Here is a 12,893-nt window from a genome sequence, read left to right as displayed (position 1 = left end):
GGGTTGCTTCAATCCCCTTCAGAAAAATCGACATTGAAGCTCAATTTTGCGCTTGCCTAATTTTGCGCCGCACCCTATAAACAATCCTGTGAGGCGGCGCTGCCGCTTCTGCCCTTCCTGGGCGTTTCCTCCCTAATGAACTGGCCCGGTGGTTTCACCGGGCTTTTTTTTGGCCTGTGGCCGGGGAGGGCTCGTCAGCCTGTTTCGGGGAGCGTGGAAATAGGGCCTGCAGCGGTGATGCGCAGCGGCTGGTCGTCCATCTCCGGCCATCAGCCTCGCTGAGGCTCAGGTCGCCGGGCTGGAGGTGGGCCCAAAGAGGTCCACCTCCGCGCGGGCTCAGTGGCGGAACCGGAAGCCGACGGTGAGCTGACGCCCGGGCGAGCCGTAGAGGGCCGCGACCGGATTTTCCGAATAGTAGTAGCGGCTGGTCGCCTGGTTGGTCAGGTTCAGCCCCTCGATCGAGAAGGACAGCTGGCTGGACAGCTTGTAGCTGAAGGCGAAGTCGACATTCAGCGTGTCCTTGGAGCCCCCGAAGTCGTTGATCAGCGGGGTGTCGCACGCCACACCGGCGACGACGCCCGGCGCGCACGGCCCGGCCACCAGGGGGTAGGTAGTGTAATAGCCGTCACGCTGGGCCAGCGACACGCGGGTGTTGATCCGCTTGTCCTCGTAATAGAGCGTCATGTTGACGGCGTTGGGCGAGGCGCCCAGCCACGGCCCCTTGCCCAGCACCGGCGCACTGGTCTCCGAGCCGGGATCGAGAATGTAGGTCAGCTCGGACTTGATGTGCGTCGCGTTGAGCTGGATGCCCGTGTTCTTCAGCAGTCCCGGCAGGAAGGTGAAGGCCTGCTGGTAGTTGATCTCCCAGCCCTGCAGCGAGCCGCCGGGCGCGTCGCGGAACTGGCGCGCCGTGGCGTCGTAGTCGGCGCGGATATAGGCCGCCTGGTCGCTGGTCGTGCCGAACTGCTCGATCAGGCTCTGCAGGCCCGCTTCGTCCAGGAACGACGAAAGCGGCCCCGAGAAGCGCACCGTCTGCGGATAGGAGCCGATCTTCTTCTTGAACAGCGCCACCGAGATCAGACCGCCCTCGGCATAGTACCACTCCACCGCCGCATCGAAGTTGTTGGCGCGGAACGGTGAGAGCTTGGGATTGCCGATGGTCAGGGTGGCGCCGGAGTTCACGCCGCCGTCGGGGATGCTCAGCTGGGTGATGGTCGGCGCCAGCTGTTGCAGGGTCGGGCGCGACATCGTCTTGGCCGCGCCAAAGCGGAAATAGAGATCCTCACGCGGCCGGATGGCGATGTTGAACGACGGCAGGACGTCGGAATAGGAGTTCTCGCCCTTGACGGTCCGTCCGCCGGTCGAGCGGCCGGTGGAGTCGATGTCGGTGGTGGCGTAGCGGACGCCGAGGTTGCCGAACGTGTTCCAGCCGTCGAAGAAGTCGTAGTTGAAATTGACCTGGCCATAGACGCCGCCGGTCTTTTCCTGGACGTCGAAGGTCTCGCGGCCTTGCTGGCGGAACTGGGTCAGCCGCCAGTCGCCCCACTTGTTTATGCAGTTGCAGGTGAAGCCGAACAGGGCGTCGAACTTGTCGATGTCCGGACCAAACCAGGACGTCGTCGTGCCGGCCGGCGCATTCAGACCCTGACCAAACGCGATGACCTTGCCCAGACTGGCGATCGAGACGCCCGCCTCCTTCTCGGTCGGATTGATCTGGACGTTCTGGCGCTCCAGCTGCGAGGTCGAGAACTGGTAGTCGCGCTGGGTGCCGCCGAACTTGAAGGTCAGGTTGTCGTTCAGCTCCCAGGTGAAGTCGGCCTTCCACGAGCCGTACTTATTCTCGACGTTCTTCTTGTGGTAGCGCAGGAACGACACGCCCTTGAGGATCGTCCACTGGTTCGGGTCGGCGGCGTTGAAGCCGGCGTCGAACATCGGCATGTCGCCGCCGCCGCGCTCGTCATAGGTGAAGGTCGCCGGCTGATCGAACTGACCCCACTCGGCCATCTTGCCGTAGGATTGGAGCTTGGAGCTTGATGCGCCGTAGGTGAAGTCGGCCTTCAGCCGGTCGCTGAACTCGTGGGTCAGGTTGAACGACAGCTGCTTGAACGTGGTGTCGTAGCTGCCCTGGTCGGCGCGCGCGCCCCAGTCGACATTGCGCAGCTTCAGATAGTCGGCGACGCCGTTGGTGACATTGGCCGCCAGCACGTCGGTCGCCGGCCGGCCGATCTGCTGGGCGCGCATGGCCAGGCCATCGGCGGAGGCGACATAGCCCGGCGAGCCGGCCCAGTTGTAGTAGTCGTAAACGTCCAGATTGTTGGGATTGTACGAGAAGTTGGTCCCCGCCACGAGCGCGCCGCCATAGGTCGCCTGGCCGCAGTCGATCGGCGAGGCGTAGGTCCCGCCGGCCGTGTAGTTGCAGGTGCCGGGATACAGGCCGCGCTTGGAGTTCAGCGCCGTCGCCGCATTGGCGGTGGCGAAGGTCGCGTTGGTGTTGTTGCGGTTCAGGCCGAACGGCAGCAGCTGGTTCAGGGTCGAGCTGCTCTTCTGGTTCGAATAGAGCCCGTCGATCGTCAGCCGCGTCCGCGACGAAATCTCCCACTGGTAGGATGAGGTCAGCCCCAGGCGCTTCTGGCTCAGGTCCTGCTGCTCGGGGCCGGCCAGCGCCGGGAAGATCACCTGCGAGCCATCCAGCGACGGATGCAGCAGGGCGTAGGCGGTCGGATCCGAACCGGTGACCGCGGCGATATAGGCCGGGTTGGTGATGGCGGCTGTCGACGACACCGTGCCGCCGGGATTGGTCGCGGTCGGATTGGAGACCCGATCGCCGAACGTCGTGCCGACCGGCGCGGAGAAGCCCGCGCGTCGCGGATTTTCCAGGGTCGCCCAGGTGGCTGAGCGATAGACGTACTCGCCGGTGACGATCTGCCGGCGGTACTGGTCGGTTTCGGTGTCCTTCTCCGAATAGGCGACCGAGGCCAGGAAGCCCATCTTGCCGTCGGCCCAGCGCTTGGAGAGCAGGCCGGCGACCCGCGGATTGTGGTGACCGCCGTTCTGGTAATAGGCGTCCTCGACCGACAGGGCGAAGCGATCCTTGCGGTAGTCGAACGGCCGGCCCGTCTGCAGGTCGACGGTCGCCCCTAACGAGCCTTCATCGGTCTCCGCCGACGCGGTCTTGCGCACCTTCAGGCTGTTGAAGAGCTCCGAGGCGAAGACGTTGAAGTCGAAGGTCCGCGTGGTGTTCATCGCGGTCGAGTTGGTGTCGTTGGTCCCCGCCGTCGACAGCGCCTCGAGGTTGTTGATGCGCACGCGGGTGAAGTCGCCGCCCAGGCCGCGCACAGTGATGGTGCGGCCCTCGCCGTTGTCCCGGTCGATCGAGATGCCCGGGATGCGCTGCAACGACTCGGCGAGATTGGCGTCGGGGAAGTCGGCGATGTCCTCGGCATTGATGGCGTCGACCATGACGTCGGACTGCCGCTTGACGTTCAGGGCGCTCTGCAGGGAAGCGCGGTAGCCGGTGACGACCACGGCCTCGACCGCCTGGTCGTCCGGCGCCGCCTCGCTTGCGGGCGCGGCCGTCTGGGCCAGGGCGGGGCTCAGGCCCAGTCCAATCACAAAAGCCGTCGACGCCAGCAGCATCGTGCGCGCGCTTGGGCGCTCTGAACGGTTGTCCATTCCCTCTTCCTTCCCCAGAACCAATTTTCTCTATTTGGCTTACCTATTTGGTTGATCGCTTGGCGACGAATGTCAACGGCCATTGTTCGGCGAAGTGCGCAGCCCATCGGCAGCGAACTCGCTATTGGGGGCGAGGTCGTTTCGAAAATTCAGCTCTTACGAAGCCGTCAGCGGCAAAATGAGCAGGGATTACAAAAGGGTCTGATTATTGGTTGACCAATCTGTGCGATAAAGGTCTAGCAATCTGCCCGTAGACATGCGCGCTCAACCTGATAGAGCGGAATGCAAACTTGGCGCGACGAACCAAGATCGCGGGGCGTCCACTGGCGCCCGCTGCATTGAAATGGCTGTTGGGAGAGACGCGATGATCGCCAGGACTCTTGCCGCCGCGCTGCTGCTCAGCGCCGGATCCGCCGCAGCCCAGGCTGGGAGCGATCCAGACGCCGTGGCACAGGTCGCCGCGCCGACGGCGACCAAGGAGGTGGTCTATCTCCAGGCCAGCGGCCAGGACCTGCATCTGGATGTCTATCGCAACACCGCGTTCGCGGGACCGCGTCCGGTGCTGGTCTACATTCACGGCGGCGCGTGGTGGAAAGGCCAGAGACCCGCCAGTTGGGAAGGCTTCCGGTCCTATCTGGCCGCGGGCTTCTCGGTCGTCACCGTCCAGTATCGCCTGTCCGACACCGCCCGCGCGCCCGCCGCGGTGCAGGACGTCCGCTGCGCGCTGTCGTGGGTGAAGGCCAATGCCGGGACCTATGGCTTCAATGCGGACAAGGTCGTGCCCTACGGCACCTCGGCCGGCGGGCACCTGGCCCTGATGGCGGGCATGCTGCCGCACGGCAACGACATCGACCTGCCGGCTTGCCGCGACCAGCCCAAGGTGGCCGCCATCCTCGACTTCTACGGTCCCTACCACTTGAGGCCGGCCGATCCGGGCGCCTTCAAGAGCCCCTCGACCGCCCGGTGGATCGGCGACGGCCCGGATGCGCTGTGGACGACGATGTCGCCCGCCGCGTATGTGCGCAAGAACCAGCCGCCCGTGTTCATCGTGCACGGTGACGCCGACCCGACCGTTCCCTTCGAGGCTTCAACGACGCTGAAGGCCGATCTCGACAAGGCGGGGGTCACCAATCGCTTCCACCCCGTGGCCGGCGGCGTGCACGGCAAGTTCCCCAAGGAAGAGCAGGCCAAGGTCGAGCGGGACGCTCTGCAGTTCCTCGGCAGCCTTGGCGTGCTGAGCGATCGCCGCTGAGGCTGCTGGGCGCGCGGTGCAATCGCGGCCGGGGCGCCTATATTCACGCGATCCTGCCAACTGGACCGCGCCATGACCAAGCCTCTGAAGATCGACTTCGTTTCCGACGTCTCCTGTCCCTGGTGCGTGGTCGGACTGGGCGGACTTGAAGCGGCGCTCGAGAGGGTCGGCGACTTGGTGGACGCCAAGATTGCGTTTCAGCCCTTCGAGTTGAACCCGAACATGCCGCCCGAAGGCCAGAACATCGTCGAGCACGTGGCCCAGAAGTACGGCGCCACGCGCGAGCAGTCGGCCGTCAATCGCCAGGCCATCCACGACCGCGCCGCCGCGGTCGGCTTCACCATGGCGACCGACGAGAACAGCCGCATCTACAACACCTTCGACGCCCACCGGCTGCTGCACTGGGCGGGCCTGGTCGGCGACCAGAAGGCGCTGAAGCGCGCGCTGTTCGACGCTTATTTCACCGGCAACCAAAGCCCCGCTGAGCACGAGGTGCTGGTGCGCGCGGCGATGAAGGCGGGCCTCGACCCGCATGAGGCTCTGGAAGTGCTGACGTCCGGCCGCTACGCCCAGGAGGTCCGTGACGCCGAGCGCGCCTGGCAAGCGGCCGGGATCAGCTCTGTGCCGGCCGTCGTCATCAACGATCGCTACCTGATCTCCGGCGGCCAGCCGGCCGAGTACTTCGAACAGGCGCTGCGGCAGATCGCCGCCGAAGCCTGACGGCTAGGCCCCGGCAGCGGGCGACAGCGGGCTCTCATAATCTCCAGCCGGACATCGCCACCGCCGAACAACAAAAAGGCCCGGAGTCGCCTCCGGGCCTTTCGCTTGTCTGCCTCAGCGGGGGAAGCTTACTTCCCGGCCGCGGTCAGGGCGTCCATCAGTTCCGGGACGGCCGTCTTGTAGTCGGCGACCAGGCCGAAGTCGGCCACCTGGAAGATCGGGGCGTCGGCGTCCTTGTTGATCGCGACGATCACCTTGGAGTCCTTCATGCCGGCCAGGTGCTGGATGGCGCCCGAGATGCCAATGGCGACGTACAGCGACGGCGCGACGACCTTGCCCGTTTGGCCGACCTGGTAGTCGTTCGGGGCGTAGCCGGCGTCGACGGCCGCGCGCGAGGCGCCGACGGCGGCGCCCAGCTTGTCGGCCAGAGGCTCGATCACGCGCTGGAACTCTTCGGCCGAACCCATGGCGCGACCGCCCGAGACGACGATCTTGGCCGCGGCCAGTTCCGGACGGTCCGACTTGACCATCTCTTCGCTGACGAATCGGGTCTTGCCGGCGTCGGCGCCGCCCACGGTTTCCACCGAGGCCGAGCCGCCTTCACCCGCCGCCGCGAAGGCGGTCGGGCGGACGGTGATCACCTTCTTGGCGTCCGACGATTGGACGGTCTCCAGCGCGTTGCCGGCATAGATCGGGCGCGTGAAGGTGTCGGCCGAGACGACCTCGACGATGTCCGAGATCGGGGCGACGTCCAGCTTGGCGGCGACGCGCGGGGCGAAGTTCTTGCCGCCGGCCGTGGCCGGGACCAGGATTGCATCGTAGTTGCCAGCCAGCGCCAGAACGGCGTCGGCCTGGGCTTCGGCGATGCCGTGACCCAAGGCGTCGGACTCGGCCAGCAGCACCTTGCGGACGCCGGCGATCTTGCCGGCCGCGTCGGCCACGCCCTTGGCGCCTTGGCCCAGGACCAGGACGTCCACGTCGCCCGAGATCTTCAGGGCGGCGGTCACGACCTTGTGGGTGCCATCGCGCAGGTGCGCGTTGTCGTTATCGGCGACGACGAGAACAGCCATTACAGCACCCCCGCGGTGTTGAGCTTGGAGACGAGGTCGGCGGCGGTTTCCACCTTGATGCCGGCCGAGCGCTTGGCCGGCTCGGTGACCTTGAGGACCTTCAGACGCGGCGCGACATCGACGCCGTAGTCGGCGACCGCCTTGCTGGCGATCTCCTTCTTCTTGGCCTTCATGATGTTGGGCAGCGACGCATAGCGCGGCTCGTTCAGGCGCAGGTCGGCGGTGACGATGGCCGGCAGGTCGACGTCGAGCGTCTGCAGGCCGCCGTCGACTTCACGGGTCACCTTGGCGCTCGAGCCCGAGACTTCCAGGGCCGAGGCGTAGGTGGCTTGCGGCCAGCCCAGCAGGGCCGACAGCATCTGGCCGACGGCGTTGTTGTCGCCGTCGATCGCCTGCTTGCCCATCAGGACCAGGTTCGGATTTTCCTCAGCCACCACGGCGGCCAGCAGCTTGGCCACGGCCAGGGGCTCGGGATCGGCGTCGGTGGTGATCAGCACGCCGCGATCGCCGCCCATGGCCAGGGCGGTGCGGATGGTCTCCTGCGCCTGGGCCGGGCCGATGCTGACGATGACGACCTCGGTCGCCACGCCCTTTTCCTTGAGACGCACGGCTTCCTCGACTGCGATCTCGCAGAAGGGGTTCATCGACATCTTGACGTTGGCGAGGTCGACACCGGTCTGGTCCGCCTTCACGCGGGCCTTCACGTTGTAATCGATCACCCGTTTGACCGGGACTAGGACCTTCATGGGCGTATCGCCTCCAGGCTACGTTTCTCCTGCTGGCCAACCGAATTAGCGCTTCGGCGCCGCAATGCAAGTTTCCCTTTGCGTAAGCGTAATGCATTGAGCAGGCTGGGGTTCAAACAATTGTACGATTCTCGGACTTTTGTTCGTGGGGCCGCGTCGGCGTGGCCAATTCCCTTGGGATCGGAAATTCGCTAGGGAGCGGTCATGACCAAGACCCTCACCCGCCTGAAGTACATCTTCCTGGGCCTGTTCCTGCTCAGCAGCGCCGGCGTCCTGGCCTATCACGCGGCCTGGGTGTGGCCGAAGGATCGCTGCGAGGCAAACGGCGGGGCGTGGGCCGGCAAGTGGCTGAAGTGCGCCGCGGTCTATCCGATCGAGACCTGGACCCGTCGTCCGGCCGGCACGCCCGCTCTGAACAACCAGAAGGCCGACGGCCCGACCGCCACCGCGCCGACCAAGGCCGCGCCGGTCCAGCCGGAAAACCCGTAAGGCTCTAGCCCCGCGTCGCCCCCGGCTTCCACAGGACGTCGGCGGCGCCCTTGTCGTTGCTCCAGCGGGCGGCGACGAACAGCAAGTCCGAGAGACGATTCAGATACTTGATCGCCGGCGCGCCGACGATTTCGCCTTCGGTCGCGGCCAGGGCCACGCAGGTGCGCTCGGCTCGGCGGCAAGCGGTGCGCGCCACGTGCAGCGCCGCGGCCGCCGGCGAGCCGGCGGGCAGCACGAACGAGGTCAGAGGCTGCATCTCGGCGTTCAACAGGTCGATCTCCTGCTCCAGGCGGGTCACCTGATTTTCCAGGATCCGCAGCGGCTCCCACTCGGGCTTGCCGTGCTGCTCGGGCGTGGCGAGATCCGCGCCTAGGTCGAAGAGGTCGTTCTGGATCCGCTCCAGCATGGCATCGAGCGCGGCGTCGGTCGCCGTATGCTGCCGCGCCTGACCGATGGCGGCGTTGGTCTCGTCGACCCCGCCATAGGCCTCGACCCGCAGGGACGCCTTGCTGACGGGCGCGCCGGTGGCCAGGCGGGTGGAGCCGGCGTCGCCGGTGCGGGTGTAGATCTTGTTCAGCGTGACCATCGAAGGGCCTCCCTCAGCCCTTGCGCCACCAGAACGCCGCGCCGACCAGCACGATGATCGCCACGAACTGCAGAACCACCCGCAGGCGCATCAGTTTGTTCGAATAGGAGCGGCCGAAGTCGCCGCCGCGGAACAGGGCATAGAGGCCCGCGGCCAGCGCCAGCAGGACGGCCAGCAGCGCGGCGGGGACGAGAAAGTCGAACACTTGAGACATGGCGGCAGAATAGGCCGTCGACGACGCGGGCGCCATAGCCGCGCTCGGATGGCGCGAGCGTTCGTCGACCGTCGTCTTGTGATCGAGTTCGCTGAATGTGTTCGATGAGCGTATTTGTCGCAGTGACGCTTAGAAAGCGGTGTCATATCTATCGCTCGAGCCCATCGTTCGTCGATTTTTGTTCCATTTTGCGGTTGCCAGGACGTTTTTCCGGCGTTAAAGGCCCCGCTTCAAAATTTTAGTGCGCGTTCGTTGAACATGATCAACTCCCCCACCGCGGATCTGTTCGGCGCTTTCACTGACCCCAGCGGGGGTAGGAGATAACCGCATGGCCTCGAGCGCTCACGCCTCGAACGCCGCCAGCCCCGTCGCGAATGATCGCGAAGAGGCCCTGGCCGAAGTCCGTCAACTGATCACCGACCTGCGCGACGCCGCTCAGGACGGTCGCCAGCTGGCTCGCCGCTACGCCGACGTCCTTCAGAATGTCGTCGACGAGTACTGCATTGAATTCGAGAAGCGCGCGGAAGCCGCTCTCGCCCGTCTGGAGGCCGCCGCATGAGCTTCGTGTCCGTCAATATCGAGTCCGGCGCCGAAACCCCGGTCAAGCTGACCCGCCGCGCCCTGGCCAAGCAGCGCACCCGTGAGCGCGTTCTGGCCGCCGCCCGTCGCCTGTTCACCGAGCGTGGCTACGAAGGCGCCACGATCCGTGACATCGCGCAGGCCGCCGGCATGTCGACCGGCGCCGTGTTCGCCAGCTTTGCCGACAAGTCGGAGCTGTTCGAAGAAATCCTGACCGCCGACTACGAAGTCATCTACGCCCAGATGACCCAGGCCTCGCGCACCGCCAAGACCATCGACGAAGCCCTGCTGGGCCTGTTCGCCGTGGCCTACGGCTTCCACGTCGAGCAACTGCCGCTGCTGCGCGCCAGCATCGCGGTCTCGTGGACCCGTTCGGAAGCCGCCGAGCGCCGCGCCCGCACCGATCTCAAGCACATCTTCCGCCTGCTGGCCGAAGCGCTGCAGCGTGGTATCGATGCCGGTCAGTTGAAGAAAGATGTCGACGTGAAGCTCTTGGCTGAAATCAGCTGGGACGTGTATGTCGCCAACTATCGCCGAGCCGTTTACGACGGTTGGTCGGTGGATGCTCTGCTGGCGCGGCTTTCGGATCAACTGAAGGTCATCTTCGCGGGCGCTCGCGCCTGACGAATTCACTGAGGCGTTCCGTTCAGGGGGAATGGAACGCCTTTGGTTTCAACGACGCTGGCGTGTTCGAGGGGGACGTGCGTGGGCGTAAGAACTGATCAGAAGGCCGCCACTCGGGAGAAGGTTCTCGAGGCGGCCCGCGACCTCTTCAACGAGGTTGGCTACGAGGAGACCACCATCCGCGCCATCGCGGAGCGGGCGGGGGTGTCCGTCGGTAGCGTGTTCACCACCTTCGCCTCCAAGGCCGAGGTGCTGAGCCATGTCATGGAGCACCGGCTGACCGGGCTCTATGCGGAACTCGATCGCGTGACGCCGTTCCTGCGCGGAACGACGGCGGACAAGCTGTGCTCGATCTTCGCGATCCACTACGAGTTCGAATGCCGGCGGGTGAAGCTGTTCCTGGCGCACATCGCGGCCTCGTACAATCCGGCCAACGATCCGGGCGTGACGCCCTATGGCCGCAATCCGCGCCTGAACCAGATGCTGCTGGACGTGCTGGAAGAAGGCATGCGCAAGGGCGACGTGCGCGCCGACCTGGACCTGCCGTTGGTGGTCGACACCCTGAAGGCGGCCTATGCCTGGAACTACCGCATGACCGCGGCGGCCGGCGGCGAACTGCCGGCGGCGCAGATGTCGGCGGCCATGGACCGCCAGATCGCCATCATCGCCGAGGGCTGGAAGCCCCGCTGAGGCCTGAAACGAAACTGCCCGCGGATCGGCTGATCCGCGGGCGGTCGTTTGTCGGCTCTGAGGACGGTTCTTAGAACGCGTACGTCAGGCTGACCGTGTAGTTACGCGGCTTGCCGTAACGGTACTGGCTGTAGAAGCCGGTCTGCGAGTAGTAGGTCTCGTCGGTCAGGTTTTCGACATTGGCCTGGATCGACAGCTGGTCGTTGACCTTGTAGCGGGCCATCAGGCTGACGAGAGCGTAGGACTTCTGCGTGAAGCTGAAGGGCGCGCCGGTGGCCGGGTTGGTCGAGGCCGAATAGGTCTCGCTCTGCCAGTTGACGCCGCCGCCGACCGTCAGGCCTGCCAGCGCGCCTGTCAGGTCATAGGTGGTGAACACCTTGAACAGCTTGCGCGGGAACTGGGTGTTGACCTTTTCGTCGAGCGCGTCGCGCATCTGGAACTGGCTATAGCCCAGCGCGATGTTCCAGTTGTCGACCGGCTTGCCGACCACTTCCAGCTCGAAGCCCTTGCTGGTCGCGCCCTTGGCCGCGATCGAGGCGCGGGTCGGGGGGCTGGAGCCCGGGACCATGTGCGTCAGGTCGGGGTCGGTCTGCGCCAGGTTGTCCTGGACGATGCGGAACACCGCGACCGTGGTCTGCAGGCGTTCGCCGAAGAAGCCGCTTTTCAGGCCCGCTTCCAGGCTTTCACCGGTGATCGGGTCCAGATAGGCGCCCGTGAAGTCCTGGGCGTTCTGCGGCTGGAAGATCTCGGTGTAGCTGGCGTACAGGCGATGGTTCGACGACAGGTCGTACAGTGCGCCGACATAGGGGATGAAGACGTTGTCGTCGCCGAAGTCGAAGGTCCCGTAGTTGAAGCCCTTCTGGCTCCAGCTGGCCAGGCGCGCGCCACCGATCAGCTTGAAGGCGTCGGTGACGTTGATGCGCGTGGCGGCGTAGTAGCCGGTCTGCTTGATCGTCTGGTCGACCGTCGGGTTCGGGGTATCCGAGAAGGTCGGGTGCGGGATCGCGGTCCAGTCGTAGAAGCTGCCCGACGGCGTCGCGGCCGAGGTCTGCGCGAAGGTGTCGGTGGTCAGGTGCTGCTTGCTGTGCAGGGCGCCGGCCACGAATTCGTGCTCACGGCCGAACAGCGTGTAGTCGCCCTTGAGTTGGACGTCGATGCTGTTCTGGATGCTCTCGCCCTTGTCCTTGTAGGGATAGGGGGCCCATTGCCAGGTGCCCGAGGCCTTGTCGATCAGGCCCGACATGTAGAGCAACTCGGTGCTCTGAGCGTTGCGGATCCAGTTGTAGTTCACCGACAGCGACCAGCCGTTGCCGAACTTGTGCTGCAGGTTGGCGAAGACGTTCTGGTTGGTGCTGTCCCAGTAGCTCCACTTGGCCGAGGCGGTCTTGGAGCGGGGCCACTCGGCCACCGTGCCGTCCTCGAAGAAGGTGGGCAGGGCGCCCCAGGCCGGCGCATTGGGCGCGCCCTTCTGTTGGCTGGCGCCGACGCGCAGCAGGGTGTTCTCGGTCAGGTCGGCGTCGACGACCCCGTACAGGACCGACTTCTCGTTCTTGTACCAGTCGATGAAGTTGTCGGTCTTTTCGTACTTGGCCACGACGCGGCCGCGGATGTTGCCGCTGGCGGTCAGCGGGCCGGCGACGTCGGCCTGGACCTGACGGTTGTTCCAGCTGCCCAGGCTAGCGTTCACATAGCCGGTGAGCTCGCGGCTCGCGGCGTGCTTGCGCACCAGGTTGATCGAGGCGGACGGGTCGCCGGCGCCGGTCATCAGGCCGGTGGCGCCGCGCACGACTTCGACGCGCTCGTAGATCGACACGTCGGCCACGGTCTCGCCAGCGCCGCCGGCCAGGGTCCAGGCGGTCGGGACGCTGTCGATCTGGTAGTTCTTGATCTCGAAGCCGCGGGCGTTGAACGTGTTGCGCACGTCATCCACCTGGATGGCGGCGACGCCGACCGTGTTGACCACGACGTCGGCGACGGTGCGCATGTTCTGGTCGAGGATGCGCTGGGCGGTGATCACGGTCACCGACTGCGGGGTCTCGCGCAGGGTCAGGCCCAGGCCGGTCGCCGTGTCGATGCGGTTGTTGATCGTGTACGAGCCGGTGACGACCACGGCGTCGACGTCGTTGGCCTCGGTCTGCGTGGTGGTTTGCGCCTGAACCGAAGTCGCCAGCGCCAGGACCGCGCCGCCTGCAAGCAGCGTAACCTTCAAGGACATATGTCCATCCCCAATAAGGGCGCGGGTCCCGCACAC

12 protein-coding genes are annotated in these 12,893 nt (G+C 65.7%); 6 read left to right on the top strand and 6 right to left on the bottom strand.

What is annotated here, in order from left to right:
• Positions 1–336: 336 nt before the first annotated feature.
• On the bottom strand, positions 337–3,672 hold the full coding sequence (locus ABDW31_RS02130) for a TonB-dependent receptor (RefSeq protein WP_184716469.1): 3,336 nt from the start codon (positions 3,670–3,672) through the stop codon (positions 337–339).
• Between the two features lie 364 nt (positions 3,673–4,036).
• Here ABDW31_RS02130 and ABDW31_RS02125 point away from each other — a divergent pair, with 364 nt between their 5' ends.
• Both ABDW31_RS02125 and ABDW31_RS02120 read left to right on the top strand, forming a co-directional pair.
• The gene (locus tag ABDW31_RS02125) at positions 4,037–4,924 is read left to right on the top strand and encodes an alpha/beta hydrolase (RefSeq protein WP_184716471.1); all 888 of its coding nucleotides are present in this window, start codon (positions 4,037–4,039) and stop codon (positions 4,922–4,924) included.
• 72 nt (positions 4,925–4,996) lie between these two features.
• A complete protein-coding gene (locus tag ABDW31_RS02120) occupies positions 4,997–5,644 on the top strand; it encodes a DsbA family oxidoreductase (protein WP_184716473.1) in 648 nt (215 codons plus the stop codon).
• A 128-nt stretch (positions 5,645–5,772) separates the two neighbouring features.
• Here the strand turns inward: ABDW31_RS02120 and ABDW31_RS02115 are convergent, their stop codons facing one another.
• Together ABDW31_RS02115 and ABDW31_RS02110 are read right to left on the bottom strand one after the other, a co-directional pair.
• Positions 5,773–6,714: an electron transfer flavoprotein subunit alpha/FixB family protein gene (locus ABDW31_RS02115; RefSeq protein WP_184716475.1), complete on the bottom strand. Its 942-nt coding sequence runs from the start codon at positions 6,712–6,714 to the stop codon at positions 5,773–5,775.
• On the bottom strand, positions 6,714–7,460 hold the full coding sequence (locus ABDW31_RS02110; protein WP_184716477.1) for an electron transfer flavoprotein subunit beta/FixA family protein: 747 nt from the start codon (positions 7,458–7,460) through the stop codon (positions 6,714–6,716). The genes ABDW31_RS02115 and ABDW31_RS02110 overlap by 1 nt, the downstream gene beginning before the upstream one ends.
• 204 nt (positions 7,461–7,664) lie before the next feature.
• On the opposite strand from ABDW31_RS02110, the gene ABDW31_RS02105 reads away from it, so the two are divergent.
• Positions 7,665–7,949 carry a hypothetical protein gene (locus ABDW31_RS02105; protein WP_184716479.1) on the top strand — a complete coding sequence of 95 codons (285 nt, stop codon included), beginning with the start codon at positions 7,665–7,667 and terminating at the stop codon, positions 7,947–7,949.
• Positions 7,950–7,953: 4 nt separating this feature from the next.
• On the opposite strand, the gene ABDW31_RS02100 is transcribed toward ABDW31_RS02105, so the two are convergent.
• On the bottom strand, positions 7,954–8,535 hold the full coding sequence (locus ABDW31_RS02100) for a cob(I)yrinic acid a,c-diamide adenosyltransferase (RefSeq protein ID WP_184716481.1): 582 nt from the start codon (positions 8,533–8,535) through the stop codon (positions 7,954–7,956).
• 13 nt (positions 8,536–8,548) lie between these two features.
• Complete coding sequence (locus ABDW31_RS02095) at positions 8,549–8,749, bottom strand: twin transmembrane helix small protein (protein ID WP_184723630.1); 201 nt, start codon at positions 8,747–8,749, stop codon at positions 8,549–8,551.
• 328 nt (positions 8,750–9,077) lie between these two features.
• On the opposite strand from ABDW31_RS02095, the gene ABDW31_RS02090 reads away from it, so the two are divergent.
• The 3 genes from ABDW31_RS02090 to ABDW31_RS02080 all read left to right on the top strand — a co-directional run bounded on the left by ABDW31_RS02090 (position 9,078) and on the right by ABDW31_RS02080 (position 10,642).
• Positions 9,078–9,308, top strand: a complete 231-nt coding sequence (locus tag ABDW31_RS02090) for a hypothetical protein (protein WP_184716483.1) — start codon at positions 9,078–9,080, stop codon at positions 9,306–9,308.
• Complete coding sequence (locus ABDW31_RS02085; RefSeq protein WP_184716485.1) at positions 9,305–9,952, top strand: TetR/AcrR family transcriptional regulator; 648 nt, start codon at positions 9,305–9,307, stop codon at positions 9,950–9,952. The genes ABDW31_RS02090 and ABDW31_RS02085 overlap by 4 nt, the downstream gene beginning before the upstream one ends.
• Positions 9,953–10,033: 81 nt before the next feature.
• Positions 10,034–10,642 carry a TetR/AcrR family transcriptional regulator gene (locus ABDW31_RS02080; RefSeq protein WP_184716487.1) on the top strand — a complete coding sequence of 203 codons (609 nt, stop codon included), beginning with the start codon at positions 10,034–10,036 and terminating at the stop codon, positions 10,640–10,642.
• A 70-nt stretch (positions 10,643–10,712) separates the two neighbouring features.
• Here ABDW31_RS02080 and ABDW31_RS02075 read toward each other — a convergent pair whose 3' ends face one another.
• A complete protein-coding gene (locus ABDW31_RS02075; protein ID WP_184716489.1) occupies positions 10,713–12,857 on the bottom strand; it encodes a TonB-dependent siderophore receptor in 2,145 nt (714 codons plus the stop codon).
• Positions 12,858–12,893 lie beyond the last annotated feature (36 nt).

The sequence above is a fragment of the Caulobacter sp. genome (assembly GCF_039596335.1).
In the GTDB taxonomy this organism is placed as follows: domain Bacteria; phylum Pseudomonadota; class Alphaproteobacteria; order Caulobacterales; family Caulobacteraceae; genus Caulobacter.
This window is presented reverse-complemented; position numbering and strand designations above follow the sequence as displayed.